Raw genomic sequence first — 17,295 nt, 5'->3', positions numbered from 1 at the left:
ACTTAATCCAATTGCTCTGGCGTGCAGACGTAGCCGGCAACAGCACTCGCGGCGGCCACGGCAGGACTCGCGAGAATGACCTCGCTGTCCTTGGCCCCCATGCGACCGACGAAGTTGCGGTTGGTCGTGGCGATGCAGCGTTCGCCCGAGGCGAGCACGCCCATATACCCGCCCAGACAGGGACCACAGGTAGGTGTCGACACGGCACAATGCGCGTCGAGAAACACGTCGAGAAGCCCCTCGTGCATGCACTGGCGGTACACGTCTTGCGTTGCAGGGATGATGATGCAGCGCACCATGGGATTGACGACACGGCCACGCAGCACCTCGGCGGCAACGCGCATGTCCTCGATACGACCGTTCGTGCAGCTGCCGATGACAGCTTGGTCGATGCACATGTCATTGCAGTCAGCAGCCGGCTTCGTGTTACTTGGCAGGTGCGGCAGCGAGACCGTCGGGGTAAGCTGCGAGACATCAATGCGCACGACACGCGCATAGGACGCATCCTCATCTGAAGCGTACTCGACCCATGGCCGCTCGGCACGCGGTTCCGCATAGGCACGTGTCACGTCATCGACGGCGAAGATGCCCGTTTTGGCGCCAGCTTCGATGGCCATGTTGCACATGGTAAAACGCCCGTCCATCGAGATCTGCGCGACAGCCGGGCCGGTGAACTCCAGCACCTGGTAGAGCGCTCCGTCAACGCCAATCTGGCCGATGATGTGCAGTATGAGGTCTTTGGCACTTACACCAGGGGCGAACTCCCCTTCGAGTACGACCTTGATGCTCTCGGGCACCTTGAACCAGGCGCTGCCCGTCGCAAAGGCAACGCCCACGTCGGTCGACCCCATGCCCGTCGAAAACGCCCCGAGTGCACCATAGGTGCAGGTATGCGAATCAGCCCCTATGGTGAGATCGCCCGGCACCACTACGCCTTTCTCGGGCAACAGTGCGTGCTCGATTCCCGCGCATCCGACCTCGTAGTAGTGTTCGATGCCTTGCTCGTGCGCAAACTCGCGCATAATCTTTGCCTGCTCGGCGCTCTTGATGTCCTTGTTCGGCGTGTAATGATCCGGAACGAGAACCACGCGCGCTGGGTCAAAGACCTCATCGCCTACCTGGCGACACACGTCGATGGCGATGGGCGCCGTAATGTCATTGGCATGTACGACGTCCAACTCACACTCGATAAGCTGGCCGGGAACGACCTCGTCGAGCCCCGCGTGCGCCGCAAGGATCTTCTCGGCGATGGTCATGGGCCGTGCCATTAGACCTGAGCTTCCTCGATGATCTTCGTGAAGTACTCGAGCTTCATCGAGCCCAAGTCGCCCTCATGGCGCTCACGCACTGCAACCTCGCCGTTCTCGACTTCCTTGTCGCCGATGACAAGCATGTAGGGAACGCGTTGCCCTTGCGCCTTGGCAATCTTCACGCGCATCGGCTCGTTCTGCTCGTACACCTCAACACGCCCGCCGTGCGCGCGCAGCTCGGCCGCGACTTGCTCGGCAGCTTCGACGTGACGATCGGCAATGGGGATGATGACGGCCTGCGTCGGCGCGAGCCACAACGGCAGATTGCCACTCGTGTGCTCGATGAGTATGCCGAGGAAGCGCTCGATGGAACCGAAGAGCGCACGATGGAGCATCCACGGACGCTCGCTCGTGTTATCCGCCGTGCGATACGTGACGTCGAATCGCTCGGGCAGATTGAAGTCAACCTGCACCGTCGAGCACTGCCACCAGCGGCCGAGCGCGTCCTTGACCTTGATGTCAATCTTGGGCCCATAGAAGGCGCCATCGCCGGGGTTGATCTCGTATGGAATACCACGACGCTCGATGGCCTCGCGCAAGAAGCTCTCGGCCTTTTCCCACATCTCGTCGGTACCGATGGACTTCTCGGGGCGCGTGGATATCTCGGCCATGTACTCGAAACCGAACTCCTTCATGATGGAATCCGCCAGGTCGAGGATTGCGCAGACCTCGTCAACGACCTGATCCTCGCGACAGAAGACGTGTGCATCGTCCTGCGTGAAGCCGCGGGCACGCATAAGACCATGCACGGCGCCGCTCATCTCGTGACGATACACGGTACCAAACTCGAAATACCTGATGGGCAACTCGCGATACGAGTGGATGTCGTTCTTGTAGAGGATAACGTGACCAGGGCAGTTCATCGGCTTCACGCCATACTCGCTCAGGCGCGGCTCCTCGTCGCTTCCCTCGTTAATCTCGAAGAAGTACATGTTGTCCTTGTAGTAGCCATAATGGCCACTCGTCTTCCAGACATCTGCTTTGTAGATGTGCGGCGTGATGACCTCTTCGTAGCCCCTGCGATACAGCTCCTTGCGCAACCACTCCTGCATGATGCGGATGATGCGCGCGCCGGCCGGCAGATACAGCGGCAGGCCAACACCGGCTTCCTCGTCCATCATGTAGATGCCGAGCTCGCGGCCGAGCTTGCGATGATCGCGCTTTTCGGCCTCTTCGAGCATGAAGAGATATTCCTTCATATCCTTCTTGTCGAAAAATGCCGTGCCGTAGAGACGTTGCAACTGCTCGTTGTCGGCGTCACCCTTCCAGTAGGCACCGGCGAGCTTCATGAGCTTGAAAGCGCCGATCTTGCGCGAGCTGGGAATGTGCGGACCTTTGCACAGGTCAACGAAATCGCCGTGGCGATAGATGGAGATTTCGGCATCCTCGGGCAAGTCGTCGATATGCTCGAGCTTGAACTTCTGGTCCTTGAAAATCTCCTTGGCCTCATCGCGCGTGACAACCTCGCGCACGAAGGGCTCGTCCTTCTTGATGATCTCCTTCATCTTGGCCTCGATGGCCTCGAAATCATCGGACGAGAGGTTCTCGGTCAAGCCGAAGTCATAGAAGAAGCCGTCATCGGTTCGCGGTCCAAAGGCAATCTGCGCACCCGGGAAGAGCTCCTGTACGGCCTCTGCCATGATGTGCGCCGTCGAGTGACGCAAGATGCCGAGACCCTCGGGTGATGTCTTGGTGACGATCTCGACCTGCGCGCCGTCAGCAAGCGGCGCATCGAGGCCGACGAGCTCTCCGTCGATCTTGCCGGCAACGGCGGCCTTGGCGAGGCCGGCTCCGATAGCCGCCGCGAGATCGGCTACCGTCGCGCCCTCTTCGAGCTCTCTGGTGGAATTGTCGGGGAGAATGACAGAAATCGTGCTCATGGCTGTTCCTTTCCGCCCGTTCTCGGTCACAAACCGAGTGGGACCTATCGTTAAAAGCACATGGCGAGAATCTACACCGCAAACAGGCGTGATGCAAGGAGAACTTGCGCTAGACCGAGCGCTGGCGCGTCTGACGCGTGAGCGGCTGCGCGCAATAGGGACATATCTGCCAACTGGGCTCGAGCGGACGTCCGCAACTGTTGCATACGTTACGCAGCTGGACACGACAGTTGGGGCAAGCGATGTAGTCACTCTTCACTGGCTCGCCGCAACGGGGACAGTTACCGTAATCGGAGAGCTGCCGCCCCATGAGCTCAAGGTTCATGACCTGCTCGGTGGAGTCGGCCGCGTTGAGGGGCGGACGCAGCAAGCAGTAGGCAACCAAGCCGGCGACGGGTACGGCGGCGATGACGGTCCATAGCAGCACGGGAGCCTCGCGTGTCTTGGCATCCCTGTTGACCCAGATGATGCATACGACCCAGAGCCCCACGAAGATGATTGCCGTCACGATGAGGATGACGAGCACGGGAGGTGTGAGTACCGACGCGAGAATAGCGGACATGCTGCCTTCTTACTGCCTGTGGTAGTGGACTATTGGTGAGATTCTATCACCAAATATCCTTCACCTCACCAGCAACGGTTATCGAGCCCGTAGCGATAACGGGCTCGTGGCGCAGTAACTCGCGGGCCTCGGATATGCTCGTGGCAATCTCGGGGCGCATGCCGCATTCCTCCTCGACGAGCGCGGCAAGCTCCACCGCAGGAATGGAGCGCGGCGACGACGATGCCGTGACGACGATGCGCGAGAACAGCGGGCAGAGCTCGCGGATGATACCGCGGGCGTCCTTGTCGTCCAGTACGCCAAGCAGAAGGGTGGGGCGGGGCGGGGCGGCGGGGGCTGATGCTGGGCTCATGGTCCTGAGCTCGCGTGGGAGCGCCACAGGCGCTCCCTGCTCGTGCGGAAATCGCCCAGCATCAGCCCCCGCCGCCCCGCCGTCGCCAATCGAATAAGAATGTGTCAGGGAATCAAACCCCCTGGCACATTCGAAGAGGCGTTGTAGCTCCCCCGCAAGCGCGTGGGCAGACTGCGGATTATGGGCCGCGTCGATTATCACGAGCGGATCATGTTGCAGAATCTCAAAACGTCCGGGAATGACGAGCTCACTCAACGCCATACGGACACTCTCGGGCGAGGGCGCATGACCAAGCGCCGCGGTGACAGCCGCCAGAGCCGTTGCGAGATTTGAGCGCTGATAGGCTGGGAGGCTGGCGAGCTCGTCTTCAAATGGGATGATAGCCTCGAGATTAGCGTTCTCGTACGGCGCACGGACCTGCTGCGCCTGCCGTTCGAAGACCTCTCGTGCGGCAAGGTCGTGCGCAAAAATCGCTTTGCAGCCCGGTTTGATGATGGCCGCCTTCTCGCCCGCAATCTTTTCGATCGTGTCGCCAAGGATTGCGGTGTGTTCAAGCGCCACGCCCGTAATGACGGCGACTTGCGGATTCACGACACTCGTGGCATCCCAGCGTCCACCCAGGCCGCACTCGAGAACGACCCAGCCAGCGCCCTCTTGCGCGAACAGCCACAAAGCGGCAGCCGTGAGCAGCTCGAATTCCGTGGCCTCAACGTGCGCACGTGCAGCTGCATCAAGCGCCGCCTCGATGCCCCGCGCAAATGATTCGTCACTCACGACGCGTCCGTCGATCTCGATGCGCTCGGGATACTTGACCAGATGGGGCGAGACATACAACCCAACGCGCAGACCCTGCGCACGCACAAGCGCCGCAATCATACGCGTCGTCGATGACTTGCCGTTGGTTCCGGCCACCTGTATGCAGCGGTAGCGCTTCTGAGGTTCACCCATTGCAGCGCACATCGCCCGGATCGGCTCGAGCGAGGGATTCATCCCGAACTTGAGCGCACCCTCAAGCGTGGCAACGGCATCATCGTATGTCATGTGTTGAGTCATGGACGCCATTCTACATCGATACGAATCATTAGACTGCGTGTGACAAGTGGACAGATCATTTGTCACACATATCTGCTATCTATCGACTTAGATATTCTAAATAACTGCAGTTAGGTAACATGTCAGTGACAGGACGTGCATAATCTATATCCCCTCTTCTACAATCGCTGTTTGTACATATATAACGCACGCGAAAGGACACATACCCATGCGTAAATTCAAGACAGAGAGCAAAAAGCTGCTCGACTTGATGATTAACTCCATCTACACCAATCGCGAGATCTTCCTGCGTGAGCTCATCTCCAACGCATCGGATTCGCTCGACAAGCTCTACCTCACCTCACTCGAGAACAAGGACAGCTCCATCATGCGCAGCGACCTGCGCATTCAGATTGCCATTGACGAGGATGCCCGCACGCTCACCATCAGCGACGATGGCATTGGCATGACCAAGGACGAGCTCGACAAGAACCTCGGCACCATCGCCCATTCGGGCTCGCTCGAATTCAAGAGTTCGGATTCCGAGAAGCTCGAGGAAGTCGATATCATCGGCCAGTTCGGCGTCGGCTTCTACTCTTCGTTCATGGTCGCCGACCAGGTCACCGTCATCTCGAAGGCATACGGCAGCGACGAGGCCTTCAAGTGGGAAAGCGACGGCATCGAGGGCTACAACATCAGCGAGACCACCCGCGAGAAGCGCGGCACGGACATCATCCTGCATCTGCGCGAGAACACCGACGAGGTCAATTACGACGAGTACCTCTCGCAGGCTCTCATCAAGCATTTGGTCAAGCGTTACAGCGATTACATCCGCTACCCGATCATCATGGACGTGGAGAAGACGCGCACGCTCGAGAAGCCCGAGGACGCTGGCGACGATTACGTGCCCGCAACCGAGACCTTCGTCGAGGAGGAAATCCTCAACTCGATGATTCCCATCTGGACCAAGAAGAAGTCCGAGGTCTCCGACGAGGAGTACGCCGACTTCTACCAGGCCCAGTTCCATACGGCCGATACGCCCCTGCGTACGATTTCCATGCACGCAGAGGGTAGCCTGAACTACGACGCGCTGCTCTTCATCCCCACGGATGCGCCCATGAACCTGTACGCCAAGGACTTCCAGCGCGGCTTGGCCCTCTACAGCAACAACGTCATGATCATGGAGCACTGCGAGGACCTGCTGCCGGACTGCTTCGGCTTCGTGCGCGGCGTCGTCGATAGCCCCGACCTCAACCTCAACATCTCGCGCGAGACGCTCCAGCAGGACCGTCAGCTCATCGCCATCGAGCGTCGCATCGAGAAGAAGATCAAGCAGGAGCTCGAGAAGCTCTGCAAAGACGACCGTGAGGCCTACGTCGATTTCTTCAGCAAGTTCGGCCACGTGCTCAAGTACGACATCTACTCCACCTACGGAGCGCACAAGGACCTGCTGCAGGACCTGCTGCTCTTCCACTCCGCCAAGGAGGACAAGCCCATCACCCTGGCCGAGTACGTCGCCGGCATGCAGGAGGGCCAAGAGAACATCTTCTTCGCTTCCGGCGACACCGTCGCACGCCTGGCGCAGAGCCCGAGCGTCACGTCGGTCGTCTCGCGTGGCTACGACGTCCTGCTCTGCGGTGACAACGTCGACGAGTTCTGCCTGCTCTCCATCGGCAGCTACGATGACAAGGAAATGCGCAACGTCGCCAGCGGCGAGGACCTTGGCCTCGAAACCGAGGAGGAGAAGGAGGAAGTCGCCAAGCAGCGTGAGGAGAACAGCACGCTGTTCGAGGCGATGACCGAGGCGCTCCCCGACGACATCACCAATGTCACGGCCACCTCGCGTCTGGCTGATGCGGCCTGCTGCATCGTCGCCGATGGCCCCGTGAGCCTGGGTATGGAGAAGTACTTCGCGACCATCCCGGCTGCCGCCGGCGAGCGTCCCGAGGCAAAGCACGTGCTCGAGCTCAACCCCAATCACCCGGTCTTCGCAACGCTCCAGGCAGCGCAAGAGGCTGGCGAGACCGAGAAGGTCGCCCAGTACGCCAACCTGCTCTACAACCAGGCACGTTTGGCGGAGGGTCTCGAAATCGCGGATTCGGCAGCATTCAACGAGGCTATCTGCGAGCTGATGAAATAAACATTTCTCATGATAATTTCGGTTATAGGCAGTGCATTATATTGTGCGCTGCCTATAATCTTATATGGATATAAAAGCGAGCGAGGAGGCTTATCATGACTACGATGCTATTTCAGGGGCACGGCTCCTACAGGTTCACGCTCGACGACAACACGGTCATCTACGTCGACCCATACTTCGGAAAGGAATACGAGCTCGAGGCCGACCTCGTCCTGGTCACCCACGACCATTTCGATCATGATGCGGTCGACAAGATGCCCCATGCGCCTGGCTGCGAAGTCATCCGTGCGAGGGATTTACACCCCACGAGCGACGAGTACCTCTCCACGGAGTCTCACGGCGTGAAGATCCAGGCGGTGCAGGCATACAACGAGAACCACCCGTCTGACGAGTGCGTTGGCTACGTGCTCGAGTTCGATGGCGTCTCATTCTATGCGGCAGGCGACACGAGCATGACCGAGGACATGAAGTCCGGCAAGCTTGCCGCCATGAAGCTCGACTATGCGGCATTCCCCTGCGACGGGGTGTACAACATGGATGCAGACGAGGCTTCCGAGTGCGCCAAGCTCGTCGGTGCCAAGCACAACATTCCCGTCCATGAGGTGCCCATCGACTCCGCCGACGCCACGGTCGCCGAGTACGACGAGGCCAAGCTCGAGGCATTCCAAGCTCCCGGACGCATCATCCTCGTCCCCGGGGCCGAGCTGCATATGTAAAAAAATGAGGCAAGGCGCGTCTGACGCGCCTTGCCCGCAATGCGAGATTTCTCGACTTCGCAGCCTTCGGCTGCTCCGCTCGAAATGACAATAGAGAGCGCGGAGCGCCGGAGTGGAGAAACCCCTACTTCACGACAAGCACCGGGCACTTGGCATGCGTGAGAACCTTGTGGCTCACGCTGCCGAGCGCGAACTCGCGCAGGGCGCCCAGACCACGGCTGCCCATCACGAGCAAATCAGCTTCCGACTCCGTCGCATAGCGAATGATTTCGTCGGCAGGACGGCCATGCAACAGCACGATCTCATGGTCGATGCCGGCGTCTGCCAAAACCTGTGCCGCATCCTTGATAATCTCGCGCTGGGCCTCACCGTGCGCCTCGATCGGGTCATAGACCATGTCCGAATACACATCGATGGCGATAACCGAGACGATCTTGACCTGCACATCGCCCTCAAGCGATGCGATGTAGGCTGCTTGCTCCGTTGCACGCAGTGAGTTTTCCGATCCATCGGCGGCAACGAGAATGTTCTTGTACATGGCGCGATCCCCTACATGATGAGGTCGAGGGGATCCTTGGGAATCTCCCTCTTGGGGGCATTGGGATCATCGGCCGTAGACTCATCGACCTTGATGAGCTCGACATCGAAGGTAAGATCCTTGCCCGCCAGCGGATGGTTGTAATCGAGCGTCACGGCCTCCGGGGTGATGTTCTTGACCGTAACCGGAACCTTCTCCTCGTCTTCGGTGATCATCCAGATGACCTTGCCGATTTCGAGGCCCTTCATGTTGGGCATGACCTCCATCGGGATTTCCTCGGTATGCTCGTCGAGATACTCGCCGAATGCCTCCCAATCCTTGATGGTGAAGGTCTTCTTCTCGCCCTCGGCCATCTCGCGTACCTCGCGCTCGAAACCATCGAGCACCATGTCGTGACCAACCTGGAACACGAGGGGGTTCTCGGCGGTCATCTTGTCGTAGACGGAGCCATCTGGCAAACGACCTTCGAAAGTCAGGGTTACGGTTGTTCCATCGAGCATGACGATAGTCCTCTCATCCGAGTGCGCGTAATGCGCCATTTCTCACGCGAAAAAGCGTCCTCATGACAGTACCGCATGCGGGGAATTCTGCAAGGGTATCTGGGCTATAATTGCCAAAGCGTAACCGCAAATCAAAGGGGATTTCGTGGCTCAGAAATTTAACAAGATCTACATCCAGCAAGATGCCATCGCCAAGCACGAGGACTTCGACACCTGGTACGAAGACGGCGACGTCTTCCTCCAGTTCAAAAGCAAGGAAGGCTGGAAACGGGAGAAGGACAAGGTGCAGATCATGGGCCGCATGGGTGGTCAGGTCGGCCTCATCAAACCCGATAATCACGTGCTTAACTACTACATCCGCTACGAGCGCTGGGAGTACATCCTGCACACGTTCGTTATCAATCATCACTACTACATCGAGGGCATGGTGTGGGATCTCTATGGATGCGCACACGAGCCCCCGTGCACCTTCGTCGAGGAGACGCTCACGAGCTTCGAGCGCAAGGCGGTGCATATCAAGCTCGTCAACTTCAAGGACAAGGGCATGTGCTACGAGATTCATGCCCACGAGCTTGAAAAGCTGCGCATTGCCGTGGCGGCGTTTGTCGCCATCCTTATCAAGGAGGAATGGAAGGGCCTGAGCGAGGGCAACGACTACACCCCTGCCGGGCTCCTCAACAACCTCAAGAGCCGCATCTTCGAGAACAAGGGCTTCACCTACGAGGAAGTCCAGGAGCTCATCGAGGCCGACTCCCCCTACGTGCGCATCATCAGGCCGGAAGGTCGCCCCATCGACCACAAGGATTCCAAGCTGAAGAAAGACAAGCGCGGCCACGTCCTGGAAAAGCGCAAGAGCGATTCGATAAAGAAGTAGACAGCGAGCTTTAGGCGTGACAGGGGGACGGGGGTTCTGTCACGCGAATCCGGCGTGACAGAACCCCCGTCCCCCTGTCACGAAGAAGGCCCCCGGCATTACGCCGGGGGCCTTCCGTTGCGCTAGCAAGAGCTAACGACAAGTGCAGGGGCACAACTTAGAGAATGTTGGCACCCTCTGCCTTTGCCTTCTTCTCCTTGCCGAGGCCCAGACCGCCAAATACGAAGAAGTAGATGAACGGAAGGAGCATGGCAACGAGCATGATGGGCAGAGCCATAGCCGTCTTGGAGAAGCCGGGGATGGCCAGCGGGCACACGATGCAGCCGATGAAGTTGATGACAACCACGGCGATCATGACCCAGAAGCGGCCATTGCCGTCCGTCTCGGAGAGCGGATTCTCCTCGGAGAGCTTCTGCAGCTCGTCCATCGTCTTTCCGCCCGTGTTCTTCACGAAGAGCAGCGTGCAGAGGAGACCAAGGACGAACGGGATGAGCAGAACGAGCACAACCATGGACCAGTTGTTGGACATAACGCCATTGACGTCATGCTGGAACATGGCCAGACCGGCAGCAGCACCGAGAACGATGGAGGAGCCGGAACCACCGAAGCGGGCGAACGCCTGGCACCAAGAAGTACCGGTGTTGCGCAGCGTGGTGGGATAGGACTCGGGCATCAGGGGCTGGACAGCCGTAATGGCGTAGTTCAGGCAGAAGCCGAAGAGGAGCATCAGGAAGATGCAGGGAACGAAGTTGCCCGCAGCAGCGCCAGCGAGGGGTGCGCCATTCACGGGAGCCTCGCCCGGGAACATCGGGACGAACACGGAGCAGGCGATGATCGCAACGATACAAGCGACCCAGCCAATCCACAGTGCACGCTTACGGCCGATGGCGTCAGACACAAAGCCAACGACGATGTTCGAGGCGATAGCGGCAACGTTGTTCCAGGTCTGCAGGGTTACAGACTCGGCGGCGGTGAAGCCATTGCCCTGGAACCAGGTGGGAATCCAGGCGTTCATGCCATAGACGCAGAACTGGCCGACGAAGTAAGCGGACCAAATTGCGCAGGTGGCGACGATGAACTTGCTGGAGAACAGAGCCGCGGGGCCAGACTTGGCAGGCTTGGGCGGAACGATCAGCAGGTTGGCGTCGAAGTGCACATCGACGTGGCGGGTAGCCTTGACGATCTGCTCGAGACGGGCAACAGCCTTGTCCTTCTGGTCATGGTTTGCATACCAGTGCGGAGTCTCATGCATCGCGAAGAGCAGGATGATTCCGTAGACGACCGGCAGAGCGCCGATCAGGTAGCAGACACGCCAGTTCTGCACAGCAGTCGCGCCAGTTGCGAGCGTGATCTGACCGTCGCAGAGACCAGGGATGATCGGGTTCGGGTTGGAGCAGACGGGAGCTGCAACCAGACCAGCGATAACCCAACCCATAACCATGAAGGCCATGCCGAAGGTAACGAAAATGCCGCGCTGCTTGGAAGGCATGCTCTCGGAGAACACGGTGGTTACAACCGGGATGCAGGAGCCGACACCAAAGCCAGCGATGAGGCGGAACGCGCAGAAGAAGGCGTAATCCGGCGCGAAAGCCTGGGGTAGGGTGAACAGACCGTAGAAGATAACTGCGATCGTGAGCATCTTCTTACGACCGATCATGTCGGAGAGGATACCTCCGACGGCGCCACCAAGAACCATGCCGAGCAGGCCCCACGTGGTCAGGGAGCCGGTAAGAGCCGCGATGGGCTGACCGGCAGCAATCTGAGCCGCGAAGAACGTAGGTGCAACATAGGTGTTGGTGGAATTGACGATCATGAAGTCGTAGCCGTCGAAAATCATGGCGAAAGCCAAGAGAACGAACACGACCCATGTGTGGGCAGAAATGCCCGCGCGGTCAATGACTTCGGAAACAGTAAACTCTTTACCGTCCATCAGTCCCTCCTTAAATCCAATATCTCAATCATGAGAAATGAGTATTCGGGAAAGCCCCCCAGCTTTCCCAACAACAAAGAGGCAGATATCCCATCACCTAGAATCAAGACCCCAGAAAACTCGATTCCAAGTGATCGTCACTCGTCTCCTTGCTGCTCTTCTAGCAGTTTTGCCCTGCGCATCTGGCAGATGACGACTGGCTTTCCATCATTGATGCGATACATACGGTATCCACAATTGCCATAGCCACTGCACGCACGACATGTGATCTCGTTGAGAGGTAACCCCCCTAGATCCTTTTCCGTTAGTTGGAGGTTCTTTGGTTTAACGACAGACACGGGTACCCTCATTTCTCACGGGCAAAACTGCGTAAAAGCGAGCTAAAAATCCTTACGCACCAGGAGCCTTGGGAGCGCCGGGAGCACCAGGAGCCGCGGGGGCACCAGGAGCACCAGGAGCCGCGGGGGCACCAGGAGCGGCAGCGCCGGCGGGACCGCCGAGCTGGGTCTGGAAGTCTTCCATGTCCTGCTCAGTGAACTCATACTTGCAGAACGGGCACTTCTTGAGAACGGTATTGCCGATGACGGGCAGCTTCTTGCCGCACGACGGGCAGTTGAGATCGATCTCTACACCTGCGGGCCTAAAACACATAGTCAACTCCTTTTCCTTTGTCCCATACGGGACGTCCTACAATTCGTCCGTCAGCCTTCTAGACCGATGCTCGTCCCAGAGGGGGACAAGCGGCTGCCAGACGATACGGCGTTTACTCCCATCGAAGCGATAGGAGGCCGTCTTCGCATCAAGGATGAGACGAAGACGATGACCTGCGGATTATAGGGAAAAAAGAACGCCGTGATGGCTCACGCGCGTCCATGTCTTCGATATCCTCCACAAAATCGCCATATAGAATAGCACACTGTACTGAGAATTGCTTTCAAGAAGCTCTTTTTGCGTAAACGGCGATTGCCTCATACTCAGAGAATTAGGTAGTTACATGGTGTACACTCTCCCCTACCGTTTGTCGCGCCGCGCGAAAAGGAGCCCTCCGTGGGGAAGAGCAAGACTCAAAAACCAAGCATCATGCGAGAAGCCGCGAACAAGCGTGCCGAATACCGCAAATGGCTCATACGTCTCGTCGTCGGGCTCGTCATATGCCTGGCTGCCATAGCCGTCTACTATTTCCTGGTCATCAACTACGTCATCGAGAACGCGCCGGGCATCACCTGGATACTCGCCGCCATAGCGGCGATTTTCCTGGGCTGGTTCGGCAACAAGTTCTCCAAGACGCATCGGGCCTACACCGGCTACCTTGCCGAGCGTGGGCTCACTAACGAGGACGTCGTCGAATTCCTGAAGGCCAGCGGCCGCGGCTAAAGACCAGCGGGATGTGTCGAGGGGTCTGACCCCTCGACACATCCCGTGCGCAGCTAGAAATTACGAAAAGCGCTCGGGCGGGCAATTGATTCGATGTGCGATCTGCCCCGCCCCAAAACCATTGTCGATGTTGACGACCGACACTCCCCCTGCACATGAGTTGAGCATGGAGAGCAACGCGGTAACGCCGCCAAAGCTTGCCCCATAACCCACGCTTGTGGGAACGCCCACGACCGGGACATCGACCAAGCCCGCCACGAGCGAGGCGAGGGCCCCCTCCATGCCGGCAACCACGACGATGGCATGGGCACCACGCAAATCGTCGACATGCGCAAGCGTGCGGTGCACGCCTGCGACACCGACATCGGCGAGCAGCTGCACACGCGAGCCCATGAGTCGCGCCGTGAGCGCCGCCTCCTCGGCGATGTTCATGTCACTCGTGCCCGCGCACACGACGAGCACCTGGCCCTCGGCCCGATTAGCGCAACTCAGAATCTCCTCGAGCGTGTCGCCCTCAACGGGGCGCTCACGACGGTCGGCGAAGAGAAAGCCCGAGCGTTCGAGCCAGCGAGCGTCGCGGATGTGACCGCATACGACATCGGCCGCCTGGGCGCTCACACGCGTCGCAACGACGACGCCGTGACGCTCGAGTAGCTGCTCGGCGATGGCGCAGATTTGCTCGGGAGTCTTGCTTGCCCCGTAGATGACCTCGGGAAAACCGCAACGTTGCGCGCGATCGTAATCAAGATTGGCGTAATCGTCCATGCCATCTCCTAGAGCTGGGCGCGGGCAAGCTCCTCGAGCGCTTCGGTCATGATGGCTTCGGGGTCATTCGTGATGATGTCGAGTCCCTCGGCTCTGAAGCAACGCACGTCCTCGATGCCAAAGTAGAGCTGGCACAAGGCCTTGACCTGATCATAGCCATAGTCCCAGTCACCACTGTATCCACCGACAGTCGTGACGAAATACGCGCGCTTGGCATTGCACATGCCCGTGGGAATGCCCTCGGGGCTGTATACGAAGGTCACGCCTTGGGCGCAAAGCAACTCGAAGTAGATCTTCAACAGAGCGGGAAACGAGAAGTCCCAGTACGGTGCCGCGAAGACGACTTCATCGACCCCGGCAAACTGCTTCGCGTAATCGAAAACGGGGTGATCGAAATCACCGGTCTTTGACCACGCCATACGCTGGTTGGAAAGCTTGCCCGTAAGAGGCAGCAAGCTCTTCTCATCCTCCAGCACGAGCGTCTCGATCTCGACATCCGGACCATCCAGACGCTCGAGAAGCGCCTGGGCGAGCCGCTCGGTGCGTGAGGTGTCACGATTGACGCAGGCATCCACATACAGGATTTTCTTCACGGTCATCCCCTTTCGGAACTGCTGCTACTCCTCGAGCTGCGCTTTTATGAGCTTGAGCTCTTGGGTGAGCTCGGCGTGCTCGGTACGAACCTTCTCGACGGCCTCGGGTGCGGCCTTGTCGAGGAAGTTCTGGTTGCCGAGCTTCTTGTCGAGCTTCTCAAGCTCCTTGAGAGCCTTGGCGCGACGCGTCTCAAGTCTCTTGCGCTCCTCGGCAAAATCGACCAAGCCGGACAGCGCGGTGTACACCTCGATATCGCCCACGAAATCGATGCCGCTCTCGGCAGGGCGCGGAGCGTCCGCCTCGAGAATATCAAGGCTCGACAGTTTGGCGAGCGCCATGATGAGGTCGCGCTGTTGCTCGACGAGCGTGCGCTCGGCGATAGCCTTCTCGTCGTCATCCGCGAAGCGCAGGGCCACGGCAAGCTCCTGGCGCGGGCTGATGCCATAGGCAGCACGCGTGGCGCGCACGGAGGTGACAAGTTGCACGACGAGCTGGATGGCCTGTTCGGCGTCATCGTCGATCCAGCGCGAGAGCTCTCCCGCATCGGGCCAAGAAGCGACCATGAGCGCCGGAGCATCATCCTCGACGGGCAGGTACTCCCAAATGGCCTCGGTGACGAAGGGCATGACCGGGTGCAGCAGGCGCAGGGCGCTGTCGAGCACGAAGACGAGATTGCGCTGCGCGATCAAACGGGCTTCACCCTCCTGTGCAAGGCGTGCCTTGCACAGCTCGATGTACCAGTCGCAGAACTCGTTCCAGAAGAACGCGTAGAGCTCACGGGCGATGTCGCCAAAGCGATACTCCTCGATACCGGCCGTGACGGATGCCGTGAGCTTGGCCAGGCGCGAAAGAATCCACGCATCGGCGGCCGTCGCCGCCTGGGGCTCGCCCGGCTCGTAACCATCCATGTTGAGCATGACGAAACGTGCCGCGTTCCAGATCTTGGTGACGAAGGAGCGCGCGGCCTCGGTGCGCGGGGAGTCGATAAGCTCGTGGGTCTTCTTGTCGATGTTGGCATCGAACTTGACGTCCTGGTTATTGGTGACGAGCGTGAGCAGGTTGAAGCGCATCGCATCGGCACCGTACATGGCAATGAGATCCATCGGATCGACGCCGTTGCCCTTGGACTTCGACATGCGACTTCCGTCCTTGGCCAAGATGGTGGCATAGATGAAGACATCCTCGAAGGGAATCTCGTCCAGGAAGTACAGCGAGCTCATGATCATGCGGGCGACCCACAATGCGATGATGTCACGTGCGGTCACGAGCACCTTGGTGGGATGATGGCCGACAAGCTCCTCGGGATGGTCGGGCCATCCCTGCGTGGCAAAGGTCCACAGCTGGCTCGAGAACCACGTGTCGAGCACGTCCTCTTCCTGGTGCACCTCATGACTGCCGCACACGGGGCAGACATCCGTGTCCTCCATAAGCGCATCTTCCCAGCCGCAATCGGCGCAATGGAAGACGGGGATGCGATGACCCCACCAGAGCTGACGCGAGATGCACCAGTCCTTGAGGTTCTCCATCCAGGTCATGTAGGTCTGTGTCCAGCGCTGCGGATGGAAGGTGACCTGTCCATCGGCAACGACGTCGGTCGCCGGGCCTTTGAGCTTGTCGACGGCGACGAACCATTGCTCGGAGAGCCAGGGCTCGAGCGTCGAATCGCAGCGGTAGCAATGCATGACGGAGTGCTCATGGTCTTCCACGTGATCGAGCAGCTCATGCTCCTCGAACCACGCGACGACGGCCTCGCGGCACTCGTCGCGAGTCATGCCCGTAAACGCGCCGTAGCCATCGACGACGACGGCATGCTCGTCGAAGATGTTGATCTGCGGGAGGTCATGTGCCTGGCCCATGGCGTAGTCGTTGGGGTCATGCGCGGGCGTGACCTTGACGAAACCCGTGCCGAAGCCCGCATCCACATGCCAGTCGGAGAAGATCGGAATCTCGCGGTCGACAATGGGAAGCCTGACCATCTTGCCCACGAACTTCTGCTTGTCCGGATCATCGGGTGACACGGCAATGCCCGTATCGCCGAGCATTGTCTCGGGGCGCGTCGTGGCGACCGTGATGTACTCGACACCGTCAACCGGCTCGACGAGCGGGTAGCGCAGATGCCACAGATGACCCTTCTCGTCCTGGTACTCGGCCTCGTCATCCGAGATGGCCGTCGTGCAGCTCGGGCACCAGTTGACGATGCGCTTGCCGCGGTAGATGAGGTCGTCGTGATACCAATCGCAAAAGACCTTGCGCACGGCCTTCGCGTACTCCGGTGACATCGTGAACTTCTCGTCGTCGAAATCGATGGAGCAGCCCATGCGCTTGATCTGCTCGACGATGATGCCACCGTACTCGTCACGCCATTTCTGGCACTCCTCGAGGAACGCCTCGCGGCCAATCTCGAGGCGCGAGATACCTTCGCTCTTGAGCTTCTTGTCGACCTTGGTCTGCGTGGCGATACCCGCGTGATCGGTACCCAGGATCCAGCGTGTGGAGTAGCCATTCATGCGGCTGTAGCGAATATAGGTATCCTGAATCGTGTCATCGAGCGCGTGGCCCATATGCAGCATGCCCGTCACGTTGGGCGGCGGAATGACGACCGTACGGTCCCCCTCCCCCTTGGAGCGCGCGTAGTATTTGCCATCCAGCCACTTCTGGAGTATGCGCTCCTCGACACTCGCCACATCATAGGTCTTGGGCATCTCGGGCATGTTCGTATCCTTTTGTC

15 protein-coding genes are annotated in these 17,295 nt (G+C 59.2%); 4 read left to right on the top strand and 11 right to left on the bottom strand.

Features of this window, described 5'->3' with window-relative positions; translation table 11 throughout:
* Window positions 1-2 precede the first annotated feature (2 nt).
* The 4 genes from leuC to OIM11_02575 form a co-directional block, all read right to left on the bottom strand.
* Window positions 3-1,268: a 3-isopropylmalate dehydratase large subunit gene (leuC, locus tag OIM11_02590; GenBank protein HJJ00026.1), complete on the bottom strand. Its 1,266-nt coding sequence runs from the start codon at window positions 1,266-1,268 to the stop codon at window positions 3-5.
* Window positions 1,268-3,190: a threonine--tRNA ligase gene (gene thrS, locus OIM11_02585; GenBank protein ID HJJ00025.1), complete on the bottom strand. Its 1,923-nt coding sequence runs from the start codon at window positions 3,188-3,190 to the stop codon at window positions 1,268-1,270. The genes leuC and thrS overlap by 1 nt, the downstream gene beginning before the upstream one ends.
* A 109-nt stretch (window positions 3,191-3,299) precedes the next feature.
* Window positions 3,300-3,752: a zinc ribbon domain-containing protein gene (locus tag OIM11_02580; GenBank protein ID HJJ00024.1), complete on the bottom strand. Its 453-nt coding sequence runs from the start codon at window positions 3,750-3,752 to the stop codon at window positions 3,300-3,302.
* Window positions 3,753-3,798: 46 nt separating this feature from the next.
* The gene (locus OIM11_02575) at window positions 3,799-5,145 is read right to left on the bottom strand and encodes a Mur ligase family protein (GenBank protein ID HJJ00023.1); all 1,347 of its coding nucleotides are present in this window, start codon (window positions 5,143-5,145) and stop codon (window positions 3,799-3,801) included.
* A gap of 220 nt (window positions 5,146-5,365) precedes the next feature.
* On the opposite strand from OIM11_02575, the gene htpG reads away from it, so the two are divergent.
* Together htpG and OIM11_02565 are read left to right on the top strand one after the other, a co-directional pair.
* Entirely contained in the window at window positions 5,366-7,276 is a 1,911-nt protein-coding gene (htpG, locus tag OIM11_02570) for a molecular chaperone HtpG (GenBank protein ID HJJ00022.1), read from the top strand.
* Between the two features lie 95 nt (window positions 7,277-7,371).
* Complete coding sequence (locus OIM11_02565; protein ID HJJ00021.1) at window positions 7,372-7,992, top strand: MBL fold metallo-hydrolase; 621 nt, start codon at window positions 7,372-7,374, stop codon at window positions 7,990-7,992.
* Window positions 7,993-8,116: 124 nt separating this feature from the next.
* On the opposite strand, the gene OIM11_02560 is transcribed toward OIM11_02565, so the two are convergent.
* Both OIM11_02560 and OIM11_02555 read right to left on the bottom strand, forming a co-directional pair.
* Complete coding sequence (locus tag OIM11_02560) at window positions 8,117-8,530, bottom strand: universal stress protein (GenBank protein HJJ00020.1); 414 nt, start codon at window positions 8,528-8,530, stop codon at window positions 8,117-8,119.
* Between the two features lie 11 nt (window positions 8,531-8,541).
* The gene (locus tag OIM11_02555) at window positions 8,542-9,030 is read right to left on the bottom strand and encodes an FKBP-type peptidyl-prolyl cis-trans isomerase (protein HJJ00019.1); all 489 of its coding nucleotides are present in this window, start codon (window positions 9,028-9,030) and stop codon (window positions 8,542-8,544) included.
* A 145-nt stretch (window positions 9,031-9,175) separates the two neighbouring features.
* Here OIM11_02555 and OIM11_02550 point away from each other — a divergent pair, with 145 nt between their 5' ends.
* A complete protein-coding gene (locus OIM11_02550; GenBank protein HJJ00018.1) occupies window positions 9,176-9,904 on the top strand; it encodes a hypothetical protein in 729 nt (242 codons plus the stop codon).
* A 157-nt stretch (window positions 9,905-10,061) separates the two neighbouring features.
* Here the strand turns inward: OIM11_02550 and OIM11_02545 are convergent, their stop codons facing one another.
* Together OIM11_02545 and OIM11_02540 are read right to left on the bottom strand one after the other, a co-directional pair.
* Window positions 10,062-11,834, bottom strand: a complete 1,773-nt coding sequence (locus OIM11_02545) for an MFS transporter (GenBank protein HJJ00017.1) — start codon at window positions 11,832-11,834, stop codon at window positions 10,062-10,064.
* A 390-nt stretch (window positions 11,835-12,224) separates the two neighbouring features.
* On the bottom strand, window positions 12,225-12,485 hold the full coding sequence (locus tag OIM11_02540) for a hypothetical protein (protein HJJ00016.1): 261 nt from the start codon (window positions 12,483-12,485) through the stop codon (window positions 12,225-12,227).
* 396 nt (window positions 12,486-12,881) lie between these two features.
* Between OIM11_02540 and OIM11_02535 the strand changes: the two genes are divergently transcribed.
* The gene (locus OIM11_02535) at window positions 12,882-13,208 is read left to right on the top strand and encodes a hypothetical protein (GenBank protein ID HJJ00015.1); all 327 of its coding nucleotides are present in this window, start codon (window positions 12,882-12,884) and stop codon (window positions 13,206-13,208) included.
* A gap of 60 nt (window positions 13,209-13,268) precedes the next feature.
* Here the strand turns inward: OIM11_02535 and larB are convergent, their stop codons facing one another.
* The 3 genes from larB to OIM11_02520 are packed head-to-tail and all read right to left on the bottom strand — an operon-like array spanning window position 13,269 to window position 17,278.
* Complete coding sequence (larB, locus tag OIM11_02530; protein HJJ00014.1) at window positions 13,269-13,973, bottom strand: nickel pincer cofactor biosynthesis protein LarB; 705 nt, start codon at window positions 13,971-13,973, stop codon at window positions 13,269-13,271.
* 8 nt (window positions 13,974-13,981) lie between these two features.
* Window positions 13,982-14,566 (bottom strand): NAD(P)H-dependent oxidoreductase, encoded by a 585-nt coding sequence (locus tag OIM11_02525; GenBank protein HJJ00013.1) that lies wholly within the window; start codon window positions 14,564-14,566, stop codon window positions 13,982-13,984.
* A gap of 24 nt (window positions 14,567-14,590) precedes the next feature.
* Entirely contained in the window at window positions 14,591-17,278 is a 2,688-nt protein-coding gene (locus OIM11_02520; protein ID HJJ00012.1) for a valine--tRNA ligase, read from the bottom strand.
* Window positions 17,279-17,295 lie beyond the last annotated feature (17 nt).

The sequence above is a fragment of the Coriobacteriaceae bacterium genome (genome assembly GCA_025992705.1).
Lineage (GTDB): Bacteria > Actinomycetota > Coriobacteriia > Coriobacteriales > QAMH01 > QAMH01.
This window is presented reverse-complemented; position numbering and strand designations above follow the sequence as displayed.

Excerpts from the sequence above, each read along its gene's own strand:
- leuC (HJJ00026.1), bottom strand. The coding sequence starts at position 1,268 with ATGGCACGGCCCATGACCATCGCCGAGAAGATCCTTGCGGCGCACGCG.
- thrS (HJJ00025.1), bottom strand. The coding sequence starts at position 3,190 with ATGAGCACGATTTCTGTCATTCTCCCCGACAATTCCACCAGAGAGCTC.
- OIM11_02580 (HJJ00024.1), bottom strand. The coding sequence starts at position 3,752 with ATGTCCGCTATTCTCGCGTCGGTACTCACACCTCCCGTGCTCGTCATC.
- OIM11_02575 (HJJ00023.1), bottom strand. The coding sequence starts at position 5,145 with ATGACATACGATGATGCCGTTGCCACGCTTGAGGGTGCGCTCAAGTTC.
- htpG (HJJ00022.1), top strand. The coding sequence starts at position 5,366 with ATGCGTAAATTCAAGACAGAGAGCAAAAAGCTGCTCGACTTGATGATT.
- OIM11_02565 (HJJ00021.1), top strand. The coding sequence starts at position 7,372 with ATGACTACGATGCTATTTCAGGGGCACGGCTCCTACAGGTTCACGCTC.
- OIM11_02560 (HJJ00020.1), bottom strand. The coding sequence starts at position 8,530 with ATGTACAAGAACATTCTCGTTGCCGCCGATGGATCGGAAAACTCACTG.
- OIM11_02555 (HJJ00019.1), bottom strand. The coding sequence starts at position 9,030 with ATGCTCGATGGAACAACCGTAACCCTGACTTTCGAAGGTCGTTTGCCA.
- OIM11_02545 (HJJ00017.1), bottom strand. The coding sequence starts at position 11,834 with ATGGACGGTAAAGAGTTTACTGTTTCCGAAGTCATTGACCGCGCGGGC.
- OIM11_02540 (HJJ00016.1), bottom strand. The coding sequence starts at position 12,485 with ATGTGTTTTAGGCCCGCAGGTGTAGAGATCGATCTCAACTGCCCGTCG.
- larB (HJJ00014.1), bottom strand. The coding sequence starts at position 13,973 with ATGGACGATTACGCCAATCTTGATTACGATCGCGCGCAACGTTGCGGT.
- OIM11_02520 (HJJ00012.1), bottom strand. The coding sequence starts at position 17,278 with ATGCCCGAGATGCCCAAGACCTATGATGTGGCGAGTGTCGAGGAGCGC.